The following is a 21,130-nucleotide window of genomic DNA, read 5'->3' on the forward strand; positions in this document are numbered from 1 at the left end:
CAGTTTTAAAAATTCCTATTATCCCAGTGCTTCGACACTGAGATAACAGAAAGTAAGTTCAACCTCAATAGAAACCTGATGATGAGTCATTATTACCAAATTTTGGTCTGTGTCTATTACTAAAACCAGAACGAGGACGAGTAGGTCTATTACTATGATAATTATCTCCAGGTTTTTTATTAAACGAGCTGTTATAATAATTATCCCTATTATTTAAACCATCTCTCCTTTCTTGATTATAAAGCTTACCTTCAAAAAATTCACCTGTTTCTTGATCAACACGACGTCTTGATAATTTTGGACATCCACCTTTTTCAAAGTCAATTATCAAAGCTTTGAAGGTATCACCCTGTTTAAGTATATCCTCAATGGACTCTACATGTTGATTGGCTACCTCGCTTATATGCATTTTTCCTTTCCTTCCATTAAGAAGTTCTAGCTCTACAATAGACTTCTCTATCTTTACAACTTTAGCATCAATTATAGAACCTTGTTCTAGCTCTGTTATTGAATCAATCATCATATTTTTTGCAGCTTCAGCTTCAGTACTACTAATGGCAAAAACAGAAACTTTACCGTCATCCCCTATTTCAATTTTTGCATTACTTCTTTCACATACACTGCGTATATTTTTTCCTTTAGCACCAATAGCTGCAGAAATTTTATCTTTATCTATATAAAACGATAACACTCTTGGTACATGATCTTTTATATCCTTACGATGTTCTGAAATTACTGCATTCATTTTTTCTAAGATATGTAATCTTCCGACTTTTGCTTGTTCTAAAGATTTTTCAACAATTTCAAAGCTTATACCAGGAATTTTCATATCCATCTGCAGTGCTGTAATCCCTTCGCTAGTTCCTGCTACTTTGAAGTCCATATCACCAAGATAGTCTTCATCGCCCAGTATATCAGAAAGTATTATATGCTCATCTTTGTCTTTGATGAGACCCATAGCAATTCCTGCAACGGGAGCCTTTATTGGCACACCTGTATCCATTAATGCAACGGAAGTTCCACAAACTGTTGCCATAGAAGAAGAACCATCAGATTCCATAATCTCAGATACTACCCTTATTGTATAAGGAAATTCAGATTTATCAGGTAAAACAGGATGAATTGCTTTCCAAGCAAGTTTACCATGACCAATTTCTCTCCTTCCTGGTGCGCGTATAGAAGAAGCCTCTCCAACAGCAAATGGAGGAAAATTATAATGCAACATAAAATGTTCACGTCTATCCCCTTCAATGTCATCCACAATTTGCTCATCTTGTGTAGTACCAAGAGCAGTAACAACCAGTGCCTGAGTGCTACCCCTTGTAAATAGCGCAGAACCGTGAGTCTTGGGTAGAATGTCAGCCTCAATTTCTATCTGGCGTATTTCATCATACTTACGGCTGTCTATCCTCACACTTTTCCTTCTAATCATTTCACGCACTAAAGATCTTTCAAAGCTTTTTACTGCATAAGTAATTAACTTTTCGTCTTTTCCAGCCTCTTTAAGAGTATTCAATATATTATTCCTGACCACTTCTAGAGCTTGAACTCGCTCTTGTTTTACTATTTTTGAATATGCTTCTTCAAAGTCTTTTCGATATTTTTCAAGTTCTTGAGTTATATTTGATATATCAAAAGGAGCAAATCTTTCAGGTTTATTGCCTACTGTATCAGCAAATTCTTTTATAAGCTCAATAACAGGTTGAAGATGTTCATGGCCGAATTTTATTGCACTCAAAAGATTTTCTTCAGAGAGCTCTTTGACTTCCGATTCGACCATTAAGATCGAATTTTCATCACCAGACAAAAACAGATCCAAGTTGCTTGCTTTCATCTCTTGAACGGAAGGATTTAGTATATAATTGTTATTTTCATCACAACCGACCATAACTCCAGCTATAGTAAAGTGGAAAGGAACACCAGAAATTGCAAGAGCTGCGACGGTACCTATCAATGCTGGCACTTCAGGAGAATTGACCGTATCGTAAGTTAATAGATTACATACTATACTAATTTCATCATGAAAACCTTCAGGAAATAACGGCCTTATACTTCTATCTATTACTCTTGAAATTAAAGTTTCCCTATCAGATGGTTTTCCTTCTCTTTTAAAAAAACCACCAGGAATCTTACCCATGGCATAACTTTTTGCAATAAACTGCACATTTAAAGGGAGAAAATCAACACTTTCTTCCTTCTTTTTTCGTACAACAGTGACTAAGATAGAAGTATCTCCATAATTTACAACTACTGAACCACCAGCTTGACGTGCTATTTTCCCAGTTTCTAAAGACAAGGTACGCCCCTCCCAATCTATAGATTTTTTTATAATTTCAAACATACAAAATTCCTCGATTATTTTCTAATGCCTAACTTCTCTATTAACTCTTGATAGGCTTCATTACCAAATTTACGTTTTATATAATTTAAGTGCTTGCGCCTTCTACCTATCAATACAAGTAAACCGCGCTTAGAATTATGGTCATGCTTGTGCTTTTTAAAATGCTCAGTTAAATTACTGATTCTCTCGGTTAAAATTGCACACTGTACAAAAGATGAACCTGTATCATCTTCCTTAATTGCATATGTATTAATCAAACTTTTTTTCTTTTGGGATGTTATTGACATCTAAACCTCATTTCAAAATATTAAAAACACGAACAGGCTTCACATAACCATGAGTAAAACTGCAAATTGCAATAGGTAGATTACCCACTTTCGTACAAAAAGTATCATAACTCTTTAAATTACGCAAGTTATTTAATGTAATTTCTTGACCTTTTCTGATTTTATCCGCTTCCTCTAAGGAAATTTCAACTTTGAACATCGATTTTAAAGCCGATTCAATGGGGATGATGAAACTTTTTGTATTACCTACATCATCTTTTGCCATCCCACCTTCCTCTGTCATCCCAGTGTCAAGAACTGGGGAGAGTAAGTTTTTTTTAGTAAGTTGCTCAATTGTCACTGATTCATTTTCCCTAAAATCACCTACCATCGTTCTTCTTAATTGTGTAATATGTCCAAAACAATTTAATTCAATTCCAAGATCTCTTGCAATTGATCTTACATATACGCCGCTACCGCAGATCATAGAAAAATAGGCACTATTATTTATGGTGTCCAAAAATATCATCTTCAGTTCATGTATTTTGACGTGTCGAGGTTTTATATTTACCTTTTGCCCACTTCTTGCTAATTTATATGCTCTTGCTCCCTTGATTTTCACTGCTGAAAATTGAGGAGGAGTTTGTGTTATCTCACCAATAAAATTCTTAATCACACAATTTATTTGGTTATATTCAGGTTTTATAGTGCTAGTTCTAATAATATCACCATCTAAATCGTCCGTAGTTGTTTGCTTTCCCCATTTGATTGTGAAATTGTATGCCTTTAGGTCGCAAGATAAATACGGTATAGTTTTTGTTGCTTCACCAAGAGCGATCGGCAATACACCTGAAGCCAAAGGATCAAGTGTTCCCAAATGTCCGGCTTTTTTTATTCCAAAAATCCTTTTAATTTGAGTTACAGCTTGTGCAGAACTCATTCCTGTTGGTTTATCAAGATTCAGCCAGCCATTTACCATGTATCAATCTTACATAATTAGTAACAATTTAGAAAGTAGATAAAATATTAAGTTGTTAATAAAATGCTTGACTAGTGTGCATTGTTAATATACAATTAACTTTTTATTAATCTTAATTAAGGAGGAAGTAATTATGACTACTATATGGAAATTGAAAAATATAGCACCTATAACAAAAATTAGTATTGAAGGTACAGTTGCAACTGCATCTTTGGCAGCAGCAATAACAACAGTATTGATTGCTACTAAAGTAATTGCTGGACCTGCTTAGCACTTGTTGCTAGCCCTGCTGGAATTGCAGTTCTATTTATTGCCGCTGTATATTTTGCCGCAGCAGCTTATGCTTCATATCAGCAAATGAATGCAATAGAAAATGTTAAGGGTGAAAAAGGCGATAAGGGTGACCAAGGACCTGAAGGTACAGTGCTTTCTGACGAATATTTGAAAGAAAAATTTAAAACTTTCTTATTAGATACTGATGTTGTTAGTAAAGATGTTAAAGCATTATTTAAAGAATAATAGCTTAATAAATTAACATGACTAGAGGTGGATTTTCTACCTCTTTCTTTTTCCTTTCATCTGAACATGAAAAAGTTACAATAGCCTATCCCACACCTCAACTACATCCTCACTGAACTGTATTATCTTTACTTTTTTGAATCGGTAGCAGTTGTTTATGGATTGAATCCCTAGATCTCCTATAAAAGGAGTGGCATCGTTGCCTAGAATTTTACCACTGCGACAGATTATCAACCTGTCGATTAAGTTATGTTTTAATAATTCTGTAACTAACACTCCTCCACCTTCAACTAATAACCTTGTTATTCCAATTTCTGAAACAAGTTTTGATACCATGTCTTTTAAGCAGACTTTGCCGATAACATCATGTTCCGATGTCATTCCAGCGCGTGACCAGTTTTCACTACGCAATTGCTTGAAGTTTTCTGGATCCCAGTGTCTGGGCACTGGGATGACAGGAGAAGGCATTGGAATGACAGGAGAGTGTGTTGGGGTAACGGAAGAGTGAGCTGGAATGACAGGAGGTTTGTGGTTTGAATTGACTATCAAATAATTAATGTTTTTTATTTCTCTCTCTATTTCTCTGTTTGTAATTACCCAAGTTGTTACTTTATCTGCAGTTTTTGCAATATTATGCTCTTCCTTCAATTTCCCTTGGCTATCGATAATTAGCCTTACTGGCGACCTGTCTTCGAGTCCTGGCAATCTGCAAGTTAAAAGTGGATCGTCATTGATAAGGGTACTACTGCCAATCATAATTGCATCATATTTTGCTCTGAGCTCATGTACCCAATTTCTCGTATCTTCGCTTGTTATCCATTTGCTATCACCTGTAAATGTTGCGATTTTTCCGTCAAGAGTTGTTGCGATTTTGCAAGCTATAAATGGTCTATGGAGTTTCTTAGTGGTAAAAAAGCCAACATTTAGTTTCTCTGCTTCTTTCTGCATAATCCCTTGCTCAACTTCAATTCCTCCATCTACTAAGGCTTTTATGCCTCTGCCTAAAACTCTATTATCTGGATCAATTGCTGCAATCACTACCTTTCTTATTCCTGATTTTATGATTTCTGTAGTGCAAGGTTCTGTAACTCCAAAGTGGCAGCATGGTTCGAGAGTGACGTACATAGTTGCACCATGAGTTAAGTCTTTAGCATTTTGTAAAGCAACTACTTCTGCATGTGGACGTCCACCGATTCCTGTGTAGCCTTCACCGATCACCATACCGTTTTTTACAATGATACATCCAACAGTGGGATTTGGTGCAACACTTCCAAGACTTTTTTCTGCAAGTTTTAATGCGATCGACATGAAATAATCATCGGTCATTAGAAAGAAGTCATTTCGTATGAGGTATCAAAAATTCTTCTGTGCTCGTGTATGGCAAATCTATCTGTCATACCTGAGATATAATCACATATTATTACTGAACGTTGAGATTCACAAGCAAGCTTGTTCCACTCTATAGGTAATAACCCTGGGTTTTCATAAAAGCATTGCAAAAGCTCCTGTACTATACGTTTTGCTTTGTTCATTGTTCTATTCAATTTATAGCTTCTGTATATTTTTTCCATGTTAAATTTTTTCATCTCTTTTGTGGCATTTGAAATTTCTGGTGAAAATGTGACTAGCATTGTATTTAGACCTCTTACATCTTCTACGCTTTTTATTTCGTAGTCTTTAATATTTTTTTCAGTCTGAAAAACAACATCATTTATCATAATCCCTATAGTTCTACTCAGTGATTCATGTATGAGTTTGCTCTGAGACAAGTCTGAATATTCACTCCTTACGTTTTTAAACATTTTGCCAATTAAGGGAACATTAAGCAAATCTTCAATAGTTACTAAATTTGCTCTGAGTGCATCATCAAGATCATGCACACTGTAAGCGATGTCATCCGCAATTGAAGCAACTTGTGCTTCAATGCTTGAAAATTCCTCAAGTTTTAGATCATATTTTTCATTATATTTTAATAATAGCTGATTATTTGTAGAAGACTCTGCGTTTTGACCAAGCAAGGGACCGTTATGTTTTGCAACCCCTTCAATCACCTCCCAACTTAGATTCATACCATCAAAATCGGCATGTTTTTGTTCAAGATAAGTTAAAATCCTTATAGCTTGAACATTATGATCAAACTCATACTTCTCATTATCAAGATTCAAATCTTGAACTGATTTCTTTAGAGCATCTTCACCTGCATGACCAAATGGAGGATGACCAAGATCATGTGCGAGCGCTATGCATTCAGTGATATCCTCATTTAAGCCAAGTCTACGAGCAATGGACCTTGCAATTTGTGCAACTTCAAGGCTATGAGTAAGCCGAGTGCGATAGTAGTCGTGCTCATAATTGATAAAAACTTGTGTTTTATATCCTAATTTCCTAAACGCATTAGAGTGAATAATGCGGTCCCTATCACGCTGAAAGCAGCTGCGATTTTCATCTTCTGACTCTTTAAAATTTCTTCCTTTTGTTTTATTTGGAAAGCACGCGTAACTTAATAGAAAATTATTGTTTGACATGTAAAATTCCCACTATAATAGGTTATCAATAATGAAGGGTGGTTGTTATGTCAACAGATTACAATATTAGCTTAACTGACAACGCATTAAGGAAAATCCACTCCCTTGTAGAACAGGAAGGAGATGAGAGTTCTATTTTGCGGGTTGCAGTTTCAGGTGGTGGATGCTCTGGCTTCAAGTATGATTTTCTTATGGATCAAATAAATAAGAAGATGTCTTTGGATGACGATTTTGACGATGACGAAGATAGCGAGGATTATAGAAGCCACTCCAGTTTTAGTGAAAAAGGTAAAGATATAGTAATTAATGATGAGAATGGAAACCCTGTATTAATGGTTGATAATTGTTCAGCTAAATTTTTAAATAACTCAACTATAGATTATACTGAAGATCTAAGTGGTTCTGGTTTTCAAATCAAGAATGCTCTCGCTAAGTCTCGATGTGGGTGTGGTAACAGTTTCTCGGTCTAATTCTCCCTCCTGGATCTTTTTATAATATGGGTGATGGTGTAACACTAGAGCTAGCTTCTGTAAGTAAGAGCTTCAAAAAAAGTCCCGCTATTGTCGAAGATATCAATCTGAGTCTTACAAGAGGGCAAGTGGTTGCATTGATTGGTAGTTCGGGATCAGGAAAAACAACTATACTACAAATTGCAGGTCTATTGGATAAGCCAACTTTAGGTGTAGTGACAGTAGATGGAGTAAATTGTACGCAAGCCAACAATAAATATAAAACTCATGTAAGAAGAAATTTTCTTAGCTTTATTTATCAATTTCACTATTTATTACAGGAGTTATCAGTGTTGGAAAACATTATGCTTCCTCAGCTCATTGCAGGAAAAAGTAAAGCTGAAGCAGAAAAAAAATCGCAAGCAATATTGGAAAATTTTGGTCTGGAAAGTAAAGCAAGTAGTATGGTATCTAAAATTTCTGGTGGAGAAAGGCAGAGGGTTGCAATTGCAAGGAGCATTGTAAACTCTCCAAAGCTTTTACTTGCAGATGAGCCAACGGGAAATTTAGACCCAACAAATTCTTTGAATGTATTTTTGCTGTTACATTCATATGTAAAGGAAAATAACAGCTCTATGCTTGTAGTAACACACAACTATATCCTTGCAGAAAAAGCAGATCACATTTTTCAGTTAAAAGACCGATCATTAGTAAAGTTGTGAATGGAAGAAATAGTACAATACAAAGCTACCTATAACTTGTACTTACTTAACCAATGATCATTAACGGAGTATAATTCGCATGAAATGCCTTCATTGCTTTTTATGCACGGACTCTTTAATTTATGCTTTTTACTTGGAAGGCATCCTGACAGCATAAACATCGCTAAAACGAGAAATAATAATTGCCTAAACATAACAAGACTTTTTTTTATTTATATTAATACATTCATTTCTCTCATTTGTAAAGTTAGGCATATTCCTTTACCCTTATCTCTTTTTTTACTTTTTTGGAGGAAGTGACTGCACTGTTTAAGCGTATTTTTATATAATTATCTATAATTTGAGCTACTTCCTCTTCTTTATCCCTTAAAAAGTGGTTAGTATCGTCTACTATATGGTATTCCATATGGTTATTTTTTACCGAATTTATTAACCTTTGTGCTAATTCTGTTACATCGCTTTCTTCTGAAATTGTATCATTGTTACTTTGTATTATAAGTCCAGGAACTGGGCAAGGAGAGAGGAAAGAGAAATCGTATTTAGTTGTTGGAAGAGAAAGGGCAACAAAACTTACTATCTCTGGACGGCGCATTGTTAATTGCATAGCTACCCATGCTCCAAAAGAAAAACCAACTATCCAAATTGGAACGTTGTTAGAGTTATGCTCCTGAAGCCAATCAATAGCTACTGCAGCATCAGTTAATTCTCCTATACCCTTATCAAAAGTTCCGGTAGATTTTCCGACGCCACGAAAATTAATTTTCAACGCAGAAAAGTTATTATCGATAAAAGATTCATATATACTATGTATAATCTTACTATCCATATTACCACCATATTGGGGATGGTGATGTAAAATTAGCACAACCGGTGCATTGGTATCTTTGCTTTGATGGTATCTACCTTCTATCTTTTTCGTTGAATTATTTAAAAAGACTTCTACCATGATGACTCCTAATAAAAACCTGTTCTGACAGGGGTTGGTAATGTAAATTGCTTATTAATTATGTATTAATTTTGCTGTTTTTGCAATAAATTTTTATTGTGTTAAAGTTAACATGCATAATTAGTTGATGGTAAGTGACAAATAAGCCTGTGAGTTTATTCACCCTGGAAGATAGTAATTACGTGTATGCTGATTATAATGCAACTGCTCCAGTGAGTAAAAATGTAAAAAAAAGTATACTTGAGATTTTATCAAAACAAACACTAAATCCATCATCCCTGCATAAAAGGGGACAAGAAGCGAGGAAGATTCTTAAAGAGGTAAGAGATAACGTACGTGATGCTCTTAGCATTCCAGATGATAAAGAAATAGTTTTTACGTCTGGTGCAACTGAAGCAAACAACCTAGTCATGAGAGGAATGAAAGGCTATCTGCATGTAATTTCAGCTACAGAGCATCCTTCAATTCTTAATTCTGCATATAATCCACATATAATACCCGTTAATCAAGAGGGTATTGTTGACTTTTTAGAGCTAGAAAAAATTCTAAGCGAACTTGAAGGGAGTAAAGTAATAATTTCAGTGATGATGGCTAATAACGAAACTGGAGTTATCCAGCCTGTTAAGGAAATAGCTAAAATAGCACATAAATTCGGGGCAATCTGTCACACTGACGCTGCTCAAAGTATTGGGAAAATCGAATTAAATATGGAAGATTTAGAAGTGGATTTACTTACTTTATCTGCTCACAAATTTGGTGGTATAGCAGGTAGTGGAGTTTTGATATTTGACAAAAAGCTTGTAATAGAACCTACTATAACAGGTGGTGGCCAAGAAAAAGGGTTGCGTGGTGGTACAGAAAATATTATTGCAATAGTAGGTCTTTCTGCTGCGTTGCAAAACATTCCAGATCTTCTATCAAAGATGGATGAAGTAGAGAAGCTGCGTGATCAATTGGAGTGTGGGTTATTAAGTCTTGTCAGTGATATCAAGATCTTTGGCAGAAATTCTAAAAGATTGCCAAATACAAGTTTCATTTATATGCCGAGAGTGAAGAATGATCTGCAGCTCATGCACTTCGACTTAAATAATATTGCAGTCAGCAATGGTTCTGCATGTTCTTCTGGAAAAGTTGGACCTTCTCATGTTTTGCTTGCAATGGGAGCAACAAAAGAGCAAGCAGAATGTTCAATTAGAATCAGTATAGGTCCAGAGGTTAAACCGCGAGACATAGAAAAAATAGTGGATTGTTGGTATAGTGTCTATGAGAAGAATGCTTTAGTAAATGCAAAAACTACTTTCACCATTCCCCTTAAATCATGATAGAGGGAATGGTGAAAGTAGTTTCTATTGCCAGAGGTTGTTATAATAGTTAAATGCTGCTGAAAACCGATTTGCTTATAGTTATAGAAGAATTCTCTAATTGCATACCACGCCATTCAATTGGCGTATGTCATTTTATACTTGATAAAAACGCTGTGTTGTATTATAATATATCATCAAGAGATAATAAGGAGTTGCATATGTCTTATATGAAAAACGAACAGGATATTCGCTCTCAGGGCGTTTGTTATAGTGCTGGACTTAGGAGTTACCTAACTAAAGTATACAATTATATGGCTTTAGCTTTAGGTGTTACAGGGCTTGTTGCGTTTTTAACAGTGTTCTCTGGTCTTTTCCAGGTGATTTATTCCAATCCTGTTCTATCGCTTGTGGTAACGCTATCTCCAGTTGCATTGGTGTTTTATATGTCTTTTAGGCTTCAACACCTAAGTGCTCAGTCAACACTTACTGTATTTTTTCTATTCTCAGTTTTAATGGGAATTTCTTTATCTCATGTTTTTATAATTTATACTGCAGAAAATATAGCGAGAGCATTTTTCATTACGTCGATTATGTTTGGTTCTATGGCTTTATATGGTAATACTACAAAAAAAGATCTGACCAGCATGGGTTCTTTTTTGATTATGGGAATCTGGGGATTAATCATTGCATCTATAGTTAATCTGTTACTTGGGAGTAGTCCACTCTATTTTGCAATATCATTTGTGTCAGTAATAGTGTTTACTTTAATGACCGCGTACGATGCTCAGAGAATCAGAGATGTCTATTATAGGTATAATGATGGCTCAGAGGTTGCAGCTACTAAGCTGGCAGTACTTGGTGCAACTAATCTTTACTTTGACTTCATCAATATATTCCTCAATTTACTCAGGTTACTTAATTTATTCAACAATAAGGATTAGATGATTTCCTTTCTAAGGGGAAATAACAGAAATTCTATAGTTTTTTTCCTAGTATCTTTAGTGGTATTGATGCTGTGTCTTGCATATGCTTCAGTGCCATTGTATAGTATCTTTTGCAAAGCTACTGGATATGGTGGGACAACGAGAAAAGCAACTAATACGACAATAAATGCAACTGACCAAAAAATCAGGGTTTACTTCAATGCTGATGTAATGTCCGGTCTGCCTTGGGAATTTAAATCAGAAACTAACTATATTGATACGAATATAGGGCAAAAAAGTTTAGTGTTTTATTATGCAGAAAATTTATCTGACCAGCCTTCACTTGGAATGGCAGTGTATAATGTCACACCTTTTAAAGCAGGTAAGTATTTCAATAAAGTTGCATGCTTCTGCTTTGAAGAACAAATTTTGCAGCCAAAACAAAAAACAGCTATGCCAGTATCCTTTTACATAGACCCTGAAATAATTCGTGACAATAGTACAAAAGATTTAAGTGAAATAACACTATCATATACGTTTTTTAAGCTTAAGTAACAAACCTGTGCCTATTGTCGATTTAAATAATAGTTATGCAACAGATCTATTTAATTGGGCAGAAGCACTTATTTGTTTTTTTTGCACACTAAGTACTTGTATTGCGGTTTTTGGTATTGCGAATTCCCATTTCGTTTTCCAGATTAGTTCCTGCTTTTATTAAAACTTGCGCTAGATTTGTTAAAGTGTACGGTTTATAGTTAATGGCGATGAAAAAAAAAGACTATCTATTGGAAAGTCATCATAATCTTTCAAGTCAAATCTGTGGTTAACATCAAATCCTTTTTTTTCCAAGAAGTATATAAATATTTACAATAATCTCTTTTTTTTATCTGATTTTTGTATTCTATATTCTAACCTTTCTTTTATTTTTTTATTACATTGTTAACATCCAAATCATTATCTTCATCCACTTTGCACAACACATTGAATAAAACACCATAAAGCCAAATTTCTCTGTTCATGATAATTTGTGCCTCAAAACTATTAACAATACGCTTATGTAGTGTATAAACTCTAAATAACATTTTGCAAAATACTAATTGCTAGATAAGATAGTTAAAGTTTTTGTCTTACATTTATCATGGTTAGAGCTATACAAATTAAAAAAACTGGGGGTCCAGAAGTATTAGAATTTGTAGATAAGAGCATAGGTGAACCAAAAGATGAGGAAGTCTTAATACGTCATACAACTATCGGCTTAAATCGTTATGATTTAGAACATAGAAAAGGTATACGCAAAATTAAAGATTTGCCATCATTACTTGGAGTAGAGGCAGTAGGAGTTGTTGAAAAGCTTGGTAAAAAAAATAGTGATGGATTTAAGGTTGGAGATAGAGTTGGATATTGCACAGCTCTTCCAGGGGCATATTGTGAAAAGCGCATTGTACACCAGAAATATTTGATAAAAATTCCGAATGATATACCTAATGAAGTTGCTGCTGCAGTATTGTTTAAAGGTATGACAGCTCACTATTTAGTTAATCAATCTTATAAAATCAGGCCTGGTGCTTTTGTACTAGTTCATGGAGCTAATGGTGGTTTGGGGCAAATAATATGCCAATGGGCAAACGATAAAAAAGGTATAGTGATAGGTTCTATAAGCTCTGACGAAAAAATGAAGATAGCTTTACAAAATGGCTGCACATACGCAATAAACTACAATGATAAAGATTTCGTTTCTAAAATCATGGAGATTACGAAAAATAGAGGAGTAGGTGCAGTGTATGACCCTATAGGTTACGCTACAAGCAAGCTCTCTTTTGAATCTTTGGGTAAGTTTGGCATATATGTTTCCTATGGGCAGATATCAGGTAATACTCCTATTACTTTCTCTTTACTTAGTTCACGTTCGTTATTTGCAGCTGGAACTTCGATATATCATTACAAGCATAATAGACTTACGTTAGTGCTTACTGCAATGGAGATTTTTGAAATGATAAGAAAAAAACTTTTAATTGTACGAATTAATAAAAAATATAAATTTAATGAAATAATAGAGGCTCATCGTGACATAGAAAATAGAAAAGTAAGTGGGCTAAATATTATCAAAGTTTCTTAAATAACTTAGTAACCTAAAATAATTATTCATTAAGTCATATCAACAAGAATTTCACATGGTTAATTTTCTTTCTGGGAGAGTTAAAAGCATACAGCTGTAGCTAAACTGACTGAGATTTACCAACAAGTTTGGAAAACTTGTCATTCTGCTACTCGTTAGTGGCGTGGTAATGAAATGTTTTATCTATAGATATTATGTTCACAGTAGTTTCAAAAGAAGCTGAGTAAATAAGTTATATTTCAAATTAGATTTGATGTCACATCTAACATTTAAGTATTATAACTTCAATAGTATATGGAGCTGTTATTCTCCTTTTAAATAACTACTTTTCTCTATTTTACAATAATTTTAGGGTTAAAGTTATAGTACTTAGAAAGTTTACATTACCCTATGATTGTTTCTGTTGCTCTGACACATCCAGTAATCATAAATTCTCCTTTAATGGCATTCTGTTCTCATATTTTATATACCATTACACTCTTGGACCATACATATAGGCTAAAGTGTGCTGAAAGTCAATTAAAATTCCTTAATAAGTTGACTATATAAATTAAAAATGCTAGTATTATATTATTAATTTTAAGTAAGAGTGCATACTATGAGCTATACAAGAGAACAGTTAAAAGAGGCAAGGCAAGCAAAAAGTAGCCTAGAAAAGAAATTTGAATCAAAACTAGCAATAACAATAGCACTAGGAATGGCAGCTGTTACTGGGGCTCTTGCAGGTTTAACTCTAAGTTATGTTAACTTGCCACCTCTCATTGCAGGTGGAATCATTGGTTCTGGAATGTTATTAGTACGATGTGTAATCAGTGCTTGTTCTTTCTCAAAAACTACAAATCTCAACGATATACCAGAAAGCATGTCCGAAGAAAACAAACAAATTTTGAGAGAATATAGCAACAGTGCTGAATATAAAATTAAAAATTATGCACATACTATCAGTAGTATTGGTGTTTCTTTTGGAGTTGGAGCAGGGCTAGTTGCTCTTGGTGTAAAATCACCAGCAGCTATAGGTGCTTTAACTTTTGTAGTGAATATGATTCCTTGTATTTCTTTAAATTTATTAATTGATAAAGCAATTGAGTGCTTTTTTCCAGAAGGAAATAGACAGCCAGGCAGCTCAGTTGATAGCGACGTAAAAATTGTTGATGGGGATACGTGCAGGAGAGTATTTTAAGAAACGATAGATAGAAGTTTTTGAAGAGGATTTAGCACATTTTCATGTTAAGCATAATTGAATTATCCGCTCAAGTCCTCATCCTGAATAGTTAGTTGATTTTCCCACCCAAGAATCATTTTATTAGCTTGTCTTAATGTTTCAACGGAAGGCAAGTCTTCTGTGCTCAGTGGCAGACGAACAGTTTTGTCTTCTATGAGCCCAATATCATGCAGGAGTGCTTTAGTAGGTATTGGATTACTGGCAGTAAATATAGCTTTGCAAGCTTGTTGCCAACTGTATGCTTGAGGGTTCTTGCCACTCATGCATTGCTTAACATATTTATGTACTACACTTGGCCAAACATTGGCGGCAACAGAAACTAGACCAGCCGCACCCTTAGCAGCCATATCGGGTATCATATTATCATCTCCACAAAACACCTTAATATTTGGTGCAACTTTTTTATACTCAATTAAAGTGTAAACAGTTCCACTTGAATCTTTGATAGCCCAAAATTTTTCGTGGCTGGATAAGTTGAGTACAGTTTCAGCGTGAAGACTCACTCCTGCTCTTGATGGAATATTGTAAAGCATGGCTGGCACATGTGCTTTTTCAAGCAGCTTTTCAAACCATAAAGTTTGCCCCATGATTCCAGGCTTTGCATAAATGGGAGTTGTCATTAGATAGCCATGAATAGGGATATCCTTGCAAAAATCAAGCCATTCAAGAGTCTGATATAGATTCACTCCTGGTACACCAATTATAATTTTCGTATTTAATTTTAGCTCACATACAAATTCAACTAAGGTGCGCTTTTCAGAATCAGTAAGTGATAAGCTTTCACCTGTACTACCGAGCAACACTACACCATTTTTAGCTTGGGCCTGCATTACAAGCAAGCACTGCAAACTTTTGTAATCTACGCTATCTCCATTAAAATTAAAAGGAGTAACACAAGCAGTCCATAAAAATGTAGGTTTCAATTGAAGTTATTAAAATGGTATTTCATCATCGATTAGTTCATCTTTTATATCGTTGTCAAAACTTCCGTATTTATCTTTTTGTTCTGTTTCATTCTGTTTGTATTCACTTGGCTTGTAATCAGAGTTTGACATACTGTTTCGTGAATCTAAAAGGGTAAGGGCACTATTAAAGTTGTATAGCACCACCTCTGTTGTGTACTTTTCAGTACCATTTTGGTCAGTCCATTTTCTAGTTCTCAGAGAGCCTTCAACGTACACTTTACTACCTTTCCGTGCAAAGTCTTTAACAATTTTCACTAGTCCTTCACTAAAAATTACAATATTATGCCATTCTGTCTTTTCAGAGCGAGTACCAGAAAATTTGTCAGTCCAACTTTCAGACGTGGCTATTGAAAAACTTGCCATCTCTTTTCCATTTTGTGTAGTCCTAATTTCAGGATCTTTTCCTAAATTACCAACTAATATGACTTTATTTATAGTACCACTAGACATAATTGTGCTTTAGAATAAACATCCTTATTATCTTATGTGAGAGTATTATTGTCAAATTTAATCAGAAACGCGCTTGGAGGGATTCGAACCCACGACCTTTGCCTCCGGAGGGCAACGCTCTATCCAATTGAGCTACAAGCGCAGATGTATTAGATTATTTAATAGATAAACTTTCTAAATCAAACTTTTGTTCTGGATAAAGAGTAAACATAATACCCTCATGTCCAAAATTTACATTTTTAGAATTGCTTATCCTTTCTTTTGTTATCTTTTGGTTTACGTCCCATGAAAAAGTTACATAATTTTCAGTTACTGAATGCACTTTTAAATCCTTAGTATTTATAAACAACTTTCCATTTACCCATATTTTCCATGTATCAGGGGAAAAGTATAAAATTGAATCTAAACTGACTACTTTACAATTGAAATTTTCTTCCTCTGTAACTCCTGAAGACTGTAAGTTAAACTTTTCCATCTCACTAACTATTCTATTAACCTGCTCTTCATCAAAGAAAATGCTTTTTATGCTACCATATTGCGATAAAGTACTCTCTGCTGCCTCTTTTATTATATCGTCTCGATCTATATAGCTTAGTTCATAATTGTTGATAAAAAAACACTCCTTCGCACGCAAATTTGCTATATCAACGAAATCATTTATTTCTTGATTTCCAACTTTAAAAATACTTTTTAAGTACTCCTTTTCTATAATCATTCCATTGTTGGAATAATGACAGAGCATTTCATCATCGCCTCGTCTTTCTATATATACACACAAATTTTCACTATTTAACCCTAATATTTTATGCTCAATAAAATCTTCATCACTAATATGCTGTTGGCAAGAATATTTTTTACAAATCCCTATATTTTCCACAAGATCTTCACAATTGCAATATGCACTAACATTAAAAAATAGCAGCGTAAAAATAAAAAACAACTTTATATTCATCTACTTAATATGGTATACCAATCAAAAACTATACTAGCTCTCACTATCTCTATCATATTACCACTTAAAATCTGGTTTATAGCTGCAGAATCTATATTTCTCTGCTTATTCAAGGTAAGAGATCTGATCATAACATAACCAGGAAGATTTGGAAGAGACTGTAGAAATAAAAAAATATGCTTATCGCTAATTGAGCTTAAACTTAGAACCACTTCACTTCTTATTACTTTTGTACATTCACTTTTGTTGTGGAGTTCAGCTTCTTCAGGTATAGAAATTGATATTTCAGGTTCTAACATGTAGTGTTTTTTATATAGCTTGTGAAGCTCAAAATTTAAATTTGTAACATATCTGCTACTATGTAAGTTTGAAGAAGAAATTCTTTTCCATAAATCTAGGTTTTTATTTAGAACGACTTCTTTCTTTTGAATTTCAATGATCTGTAAATTAATAGAGCGTATTTCCTCAGCTGCAGTGTGATTTTTATTATAAACCTTTTTGTTATAGAGAATAAAACACGTTGATAACCCTATTAATACAATAGATAACAATAAATAATATATGCACTGAATTGTAGCTTTTCTTTTTAGTTGAGAGATAGTCATCAATCTACATTGCCTCTCCTATTTCAACATCAATAGGTAGATTTTTCTCTTTAGTAGTGGGTAAGCTAGAAATACTAATATCATGAGTACGGAAATTATCGTTTAAATTTTTCTTTAGTTTCTCGTATTGATAAGAAATGTCTTGACCAGATTGAAAATTAAACCTTAAAGTTGTGGTAATATAACTTTTTGCCTCATTGTAATTCCACTCAAACGATTGAAGCTCTGCACCTGGTACTTTTAACTTTTCTACATACTTAATTTGTGTAAGAGGAGAGTACTCTATTTTTGATAAAATATTATTTATATTAATAAAATCGTAAACTTCATCTATCTTTTTTACATTATAGCTTTGGCTAAGTTTTATTAGTTTGTTATTTAAAGCACTCCGCTTTGCAGATAAATTATCAGCAACATTAAAATTTGAATACAAATTTTGCAAACAAAAGGCGTTAATTACAACTAAAACCAAGAGTAGGTATAGAAAAATTTGAGGAGAATTTAAATAAAAATAATTAAATAGATAAAATTCTTTAGTTTCTTTTGTGTTAAAAATATTTATTGGCTTATTCTTAAAGCTATGGAACAAAATTGTAGTATCACAAAAGCTATCTTTTTTGCATATAGCTAATTCTGCTCCCAATAGTTTACCTAGCTCATATGGAGTCAATATGTTCACACTATTCTCTGAAAAATTTATAACTGATAAACTAGATTTAATAGCTTCTGATACTATGATGCAAAGGTCGATAGGGTCATTTTTTTCACATCCAAACTTAGTTAAAGATTGAATTGTATTTTTCACTTCCTGATATATTTCACCAGCAATGATTCCTGGTAAATTATCATTAGTAAATGGTATTAAACGTGTAAATATCATTTTGTTCTCTTTAAGAACCACTTGTCTATAGCCACCTGTTTTAGTTGCAGCAACTATAATTTTCCAGTTACTAGGATCTTTGTGTAGAATCTTTTTTGCTATACTGACTAGTTCTATAGGAAACATTAATATTCCTTTAAAGTTAGAGCCTATTTCAACAAACACGTCCAACCAATATGCTACTAAATGATTTGCTTTTGATGAAACAAATAGATACCACCAGTTCTGATTAAATTTATTCGGCTTTTCGACCAAGAGAATAGAATTTATATCATTATTATGAGCAAAATGCTCTACTTTTGTTTTTGCTGATAGATAAGCACTAATCCTATTTACTCTTGGGATAGACTGTAGCAAATAGTTCTGATCAGTGTGATTGAGAACCAGATATAAGTGTGCTTTTTTATCTGACGAGAGACATGAAATTAAGTCAGAAACAACTTTATTATTTTTGTCCTTAGCAAAATATCTTTTATTTAAAGTATCATTCTTAAAATATAGTAACATTGTGCCTTCTTTTCCTATAAAAAGCATAAACTTACTTTTTGGTTTTGACCCAAACATATTAACAAAGTGCATACTCAAAACATTAGATGACAATATTACTTATATTATAAGTTTTTGATAAAATTAGTAGTAACATTAACCCTTTTGTATGATGAAGGTTTTTTATATTTGTGCTAGACACAACTTAACCTGACAAACGAGGATTAATTATATCTCAGCTTGATATTTTATTCTCCAACAGACTGAAAATTGAATTGAGCTAAAGACTTGATTTGACGCACTTTGTTGCACATTACCATTTAGTATACTTGAACTGAACATTTTCAGTGAATCCATCTGGCATGACTGAAACTTTTGTATTCATATTTATTTTTAAGTAATTTACTAGCTCATCAACTAATATATCAGGAGCAGAAGCACCTGCAGTAATTCCTATTTTTTCTGCGCCCTGTAACCAATTTTTGTTCATACATTTATAATTATCAATCAAATAGGCTCTTTTTCCTCTGGAAATACACAGGTCTAATAAACGGTTTGAATTTGAACTGTTTTTACTTCCTACAATCAACACTACATCTGTAATTTTAGCCAATTTTTTAACAGCGTTCTGCCTATTTTGTGTTGCATAGCATATATCCTTTAAGTCGGGTCCTGTAATGCTTGGAAATCTGAGCTTCAGTGTAGCAATAATTTCTTTGGTATCGTCAATACTTAACGTGGTTTGTGTTACATAAGATAAATTATCTGGGTCTTTGATTTTTAAATTGTATACGTCTTGCATAGTTTGCACTAGAGATATAGGATTACTTACTCTTCCTATAATTCCTTTAACTTCTGGATGATTTTCATGTCCAATTAGAATTAATTCTTTACCACTATCCTCATACCTTTTTGCCTCTTTATGTACTTTGCTAACTAATGGACATGTTGCATCAATCACTTGAACACCCTTTCTTTTTGCCTCATCCTCTACACTTTTCGACACTCCATGTGCGCTAAAGATCAATATTCCTCTATTGTCTTTAATGTCTTCTATGCTGCCTACAAAAACCACTCCTTGCTTCTTGAAGTCCTCTACTATATACTTATTATGAACGATTTCGTGTAATACATAAACTTGGCGTTCATTTTTGTATTTCTTTAAAGTGATTGCTAATATCTCTACAGCTCTTTTAACCCCTGCACAGAAACCGCGTGGTTCAGCTAAGATAATCTCCATCTTTTTCAAATCAAGTAAGTATGTAAACATTGCTAAAAAGTAAGCTCCGCTCACTATGTTTCATATCATGACTGCTTTACTATAATTTCAAATTTATCATTACCAAGATTCTTATTAATATACCAGGAACCGTCATCTTTAATTACAAATTCAGGACCCTTGAGGTCTCTTGTTATTGTCCTTCTATCTTGGTCATCCATGGCAATATGGATATCGAATGTAGCGATGTCTAGATTTATTATAGCCTTTTTTCCCACTGAATGAATTTAGACTAAACTTGCCCAACATGACATCATTGACACTCACTCCTCCTGCATAAGTATCACACTGACCATCTACATAACACTCACTTTCAATATAAAAAAGGTCTGACATATTTACATCTATAAAAAAAAGAACTAAACCTACATACTAAATATAGCTTGCTATTAATAAGCAATTACAGATTACTTTGTCTACAACAATAATGCAACTGGAAGTATAAAATAATTAATTGTATAAGAAACTACACTTTAGAGAAATGGTTGTTTGGCTTTTTTATTAATTTTTCTCACCATACTGTCAATCATGTGTTTTATTCCTTGATATACAGAGTGTATACTTTCGTCACTACGCATATAAGCAGAGCAGGAAAATGTATTATGCTTTTCGTCTTCTATTGATAGCTTTGTATCGCATGTTATATGTTCGCCGCCGAGCTTCTCTATCAACTGGTCTTTGTCCTCCCCTATAGTTACCTTGATCTTACTTTCTTCTTTACCCATCTTGCTACTTAAAATTAAAACAATAATGGCTGAAGATATACATATAGTTCCTATTGGCTTTTTTGCAACAAAGAACTCTGAGACTAATCTTTCAAACTCAGGCATCACTGTTTTATTTTCAGCTAAGTCAGATAAATTTTTCGTAACTCCATATCCACCAGGTACGACTAGCATGTCAAAATTTTCAGCTTTTGCTTCTCTTAAATCATTTATCTCACCTCTTGCAATTCTTGCTGCTTCTACAAGTACATTCCTTTTTTCTTTTACCGCCTCTTTTGTTTTGTGGTTCATAACTTGTGTAATATCAATGTCAGGAGCAAAACATTTGACTTCAACTTCCTGCTGATCAAGCACAAGCAGAGTTAAGACCGCTTCTCTCACCTCTGTGCCGTCGAGGTGGCCGCATCCTGATAAAACCACAGCGGCTCTTAATTTTTTCTCACCCATAAAATACCTTGATTTCATATAATCTAGGT

At 33.8% G+C, this 21,130-nt stretch carries 22 protein-coding genes, 1 tRNA gene and 1 pseudogene; 9 read left to right on the forward strand and 15 right to left on the reverse strand.

Annotated features, from left to right (window positions below; translation table 11 throughout):
• Positions 1 to 64: 64 nt before the first annotated feature.
• From pnp to truB, 3 genes are read right to left on the reverse strand one after another with little or no spacing between them, the layout of a single operon-like run.
• Entirely contained in the window at positions 65 to 2,341 is a 2,277-nt protein-coding gene (pnp, locus tag wTKK_RS02840) for a polyribonucleotide nucleotidyltransferase (RefSeq protein WP_407511947.1), read from the reverse strand.
• Between the two features lie 14 nt (positions 2,342 to 2,355).
• The gene (gene rpsO / locus wTKK_RS02845) at positions 2,356 to 2,628 is read right to left on the reverse strand and encodes a 30S ribosomal protein S15 (RefSeq protein ID WP_407511949.1); all 273 of its coding nucleotides are present in this window, start codon (positions 2,626 to 2,628) and stop codon (positions 2,356 to 2,358) included.
• A gap of 7 nt (positions 2,629 to 2,635) precedes the next feature.
• Entirely contained in the window at positions 2,636 to 3,586 is a 951-nt protein-coding gene (gene truB / locus wTKK_RS02850; RefSeq protein WP_407511950.1) for a tRNA pseudouridine(55) synthase TruB, read from the reverse strand.
• A 133-nt stretch (positions 3,587 to 3,719) separates the two neighbouring features.
• Here truB and wTKK_RS02855 point away from each other — a divergent pair, with 133 nt between their 5' ends.
• Positions 3,720 to 3,857, forward strand: coding sequence for a hypothetical protein (locus wTKK_RS02855; RefSeq protein WP_407511951.1), 138 nt, complete (start codon positions 3,720 to 3,722; stop codon positions 3,855 to 3,857).
• 86 nt (positions 3,858 to 3,943) lie between these two features.
• Complete coding sequence (locus tag wTKK_RS02860) at positions 3,944 to 4,105, forward strand: hypothetical protein (RefSeq protein WP_407511953.1); 162 nt, start codon at positions 3,944 to 3,946, stop codon at positions 4,103 to 4,105.
• Positions 4,106 to 4,180: 75 nt separating this feature from the next.
• Here wTKK_RS02860 and ribD read toward each other — a convergent pair whose 3' ends face one another.
• Positions 4,181 to 5,431 (reverse strand): bifunctional diaminohydroxyphosphoribosylaminopyrimidine deaminase/5-amino-6-(5-phosphoribosylamino)uracil reductase RibD, encoded by a 1,251-nt coding sequence (ribD, locus tag wTKK_RS02865; protein WP_407511955.1) that lies wholly within the window; start codon positions 5,429 to 5,431, stop codon positions 4,181 to 4,183.
• Positions 5,431 to 6,630, reverse strand: a complete 1,200-nt coding sequence (locus tag wTKK_RS02870; protein ID WP_407511956.1) for a deoxyguanosinetriphosphate triphosphohydrolase — start codon at positions 6,628 to 6,630, stop codon at positions 5,431 to 5,433. Before wTKK_RS02870 ends, ribD begins: the two co-directional genes overlap by 1 nt.
• 47 nt (positions 6,631 to 6,677) lie before the next feature.
• Here wTKK_RS02870 and wTKK_RS02875 point away from each other — a divergent pair, with 47 nt between their 5' ends.
• Together wTKK_RS02875 and wTKK_RS02880 are read left to right on the forward strand one after the other, a co-directional pair.
• Positions 6,678 to 7,100, forward strand: coding sequence for a HesB/IscA family protein (locus wTKK_RS02875; RefSeq protein WP_407511957.1), 423 nt, complete (start codon positions 6,678 to 6,680; stop codon positions 7,098 to 7,100).
• A gap of 26 nt (positions 7,101 to 7,126) precedes the next feature.
• Positions 7,127 to 7,801, forward strand: a complete 675-nt coding sequence (locus wTKK_RS02880; RefSeq protein ID WP_407511959.1) for an ABC transporter ATP-binding protein — start codon at positions 7,127 to 7,129, stop codon at positions 7,799 to 7,801.
• Between the two features lie 247 nt (positions 7,802 to 8,048).
• Here wTKK_RS02880 and wTKK_RS02885 read toward each other — a convergent pair whose 3' ends face one another.
• Entirely contained in the window at positions 8,049 to 8,747 is a 699-nt protein-coding gene (locus tag wTKK_RS02885) for an alpha/beta hydrolase (protein WP_407511960.1), read from the reverse strand.
• A 134-nt stretch (positions 8,748 to 8,881) separates the two neighbouring features.
• On the opposite strand from wTKK_RS02885, the gene wTKK_RS02890 reads away from it, so the two are divergent.
• From wTKK_RS02890 to wTKK_RS02910, 5 genes are all read left to right on the forward strand, one after another.
• Complete coding sequence (locus tag wTKK_RS02890) at positions 8,882 to 10,069, forward strand: cysteine desulfurase family protein (RefSeq protein WP_407511961.1); 1,188 nt, start codon at positions 8,882 to 8,884, stop codon at positions 10,067 to 10,069.
• A 200-nt stretch (positions 10,070 to 10,269) separates the two neighbouring features.
• Entirely contained in the window at positions 10,270 to 10,992 is a 723-nt protein-coding gene (locus wTKK_RS02895) for a Bax inhibitor-1/YccA family protein (RefSeq protein ID WP_407512221.1), read from the forward strand.
• Complete coding sequence (locus tag wTKK_RS02900; protein ID WP_407511962.1) at positions 10,993 to 11,529, forward strand: cytochrome c oxidase assembly protein; 537 nt, start codon at positions 10,993 to 10,995, stop codon at positions 11,527 to 11,529.
• A gap of 583 nt (positions 11,530 to 12,112) precedes the next feature.
• Entirely contained in the window at positions 12,113 to 13,090 is a 978-nt protein-coding gene (locus wTKK_RS02905) for a quinone oxidoreductase family protein (protein ID WP_407511964.1), read from the forward strand.
• A gap of 598 nt (positions 13,091 to 13,688) precedes the next feature.
• Positions 13,689 to 14,270, forward strand: coding sequence for a hypothetical protein (locus tag wTKK_RS02910; RefSeq protein ID WP_407511965.1), 582 nt, complete (start codon positions 13,689 to 13,691; stop codon positions 14,268 to 14,270).
• 62 nt (positions 14,271 to 14,332) lie between these two features.
• On the opposite strand, the gene dapA is transcribed toward wTKK_RS02910, so the two are convergent.
• The 9 genes and pseudogenes from dapA to elbB all read right to left on the reverse strand — a co-directional run bounded on the left by dapA (position 14,333) and on the right by elbB (position 21,101).
• Positions 14,333 to 15,235: a 4-hydroxy-tetrahydrodipicolinate synthase gene (gene dapA, locus wTKK_RS02915; protein WP_407511966.1), complete on the reverse strand. Its 903-nt coding sequence runs from the start codon at positions 15,233 to 15,235 to the stop codon at positions 14,333 to 14,335.
• Positions 15,236 to 15,244: 9 nt separating this feature from the next.
• Entirely contained in the window at positions 15,245 to 15,727 is a 483-nt protein-coding gene (gene ssb, locus wTKK_RS02920) for a single-stranded DNA-binding protein (RefSeq protein WP_407511967.1), read from the reverse strand.
• A gap of 68 nt (positions 15,728 to 15,795) precedes the next feature.
• Positions 15,796 to 15,869, reverse strand: a tRNA-Arg gene (locus tag wTKK_RS02925).
• Positions 15,870 to 15,881: 12 nt separating this feature from the next.
• Positions 15,882 to 16,679, reverse strand: coding sequence for a hypothetical protein (locus tag wTKK_RS02930; RefSeq protein WP_407511969.1), 798 nt, complete (start codon positions 16,677 to 16,679; stop codon positions 15,882 to 15,884).
• Positions 16,676 to 17,284 carry a hypothetical protein gene (locus wTKK_RS02935; protein WP_407511971.1) on the reverse strand — a complete coding sequence of 203 codons (609 nt, stop codon included), beginning with the start codon at positions 17,282 to 17,284 and terminating at the stop codon, positions 16,676 to 16,678. The genes wTKK_RS02930 and wTKK_RS02935 overlap by 4 nt, the downstream gene beginning before the upstream one ends.
• 4 nt (positions 17,285 to 17,288) lie before the next feature.
• A complete protein-coding gene (locus tag wTKK_RS02940) occupies positions 17,289 to 18,728 on the reverse strand; it encodes a hypothetical protein (RefSeq protein ID WP_407512222.1) in 1,440 nt (479 codons plus the stop codon).
• 235 nt (positions 18,729 to 18,963) lie between these two features.
• Positions 18,964 to 19,890 (reverse strand): 4-hydroxy-3-methylbut-2-enyl diphosphate reductase, encoded by a 927-nt coding sequence (gene ispH, locus wTKK_RS02945; RefSeq protein WP_407512223.1) that lies wholly within the window; start codon positions 19,888 to 19,890, stop codon positions 18,964 to 18,966.
• 65 nt (positions 19,891 to 19,955) lie between these two features.
• A pseudogene (locus wTKK_RS02950) lies at positions 19,956 to 20,265 on the reverse strand (hypothetical protein).
• Between the two features lie 137 nt (positions 20,266 to 20,402).
• Complete coding sequence (gene elbB, locus wTKK_RS02955; protein ID WP_407512225.1) at positions 20,403 to 21,101, reverse strand: isoprenoid biosynthesis glyoxalase ElbB; 699 nt, start codon at positions 21,099 to 21,101, stop codon at positions 20,403 to 20,405.
• Positions 21,102 to 21,130 lie beyond the last annotated feature (29 nt).

The organism is Wolbachia endosymbiont of Trichogramma kaykai (assembly GCF_045765165.1).
GTDB lineage: Bacteria > Pseudomonadota > Alphaproteobacteria > Rickettsiales > Anaplasmataceae > Wolbachia.